Raw genomic sequence first — 562 nt, 5'->3', positions numbered from 1 at the left:
TTTTTTGACAATTAAATAAACGAAACTAAGCCACTTAGCTTAAGCCATAAAGCCAAGGTTAGATGTGGTGAAATTACGGATGTTCGGGAATACGTATTCCAGTGCGGCATTGTCACTCACGCCCATCCACTGTGCGAGAGTTGAGCCAACTTGGTCTGCGGCAATAGCCGGAATCAATCGACCTTTTGAGTAATCATCTTGCCCTCCAAGTGTTAACTCTGGCCACGTACCGATCGGCGCACTGCCATTTACCGCACCACCTATCAATAACTGATGACCGCCCCAGCCGTGATCGGTACCGTTACCATTATTGGTCATTCGTCGACCAAAGTCAGACATCGTAAACGTGGTCACGTTTTTACTCATACCGAGCTTATCAACTGCGCGATACATGGCATTTAGGTTGGTGGCGAGATCTTCGAGTAACAAAGGGTGTCGCGCGAGCTGCGAGTCATGTAAGTCGTATCCTGTATGTTTTACAAAGAACACTTGTCGCTGCTGACTAAGCGCACTCTGGCTGGCGATCAATTTGTACACGGTCTGCATTTGTTTGCCGAGCGTA

At 47.9% G+C, this 562-nt stretch carries 1 protein-coding gene; it reads right to left on the bottom strand.

The window, feature by feature from the left end:
* Window positions 1-39: 39 nt before the first annotated feature.
* Window positions 40-562 (bottom strand): DUF1501 domain-containing protein (locus R7Z50_RS29880; protein WP_318150066.1); only part of this gene is annotated, 523 nt, incomplete at its 5' end.

It is taken from the genome of Vibrio sp. 1249-1 (assembly GCF_033340495.1).
Note: the sequence above shows the minus strand (reverse complement) of the source record. Positions and strands in the feature narration are given on the sequence as shown.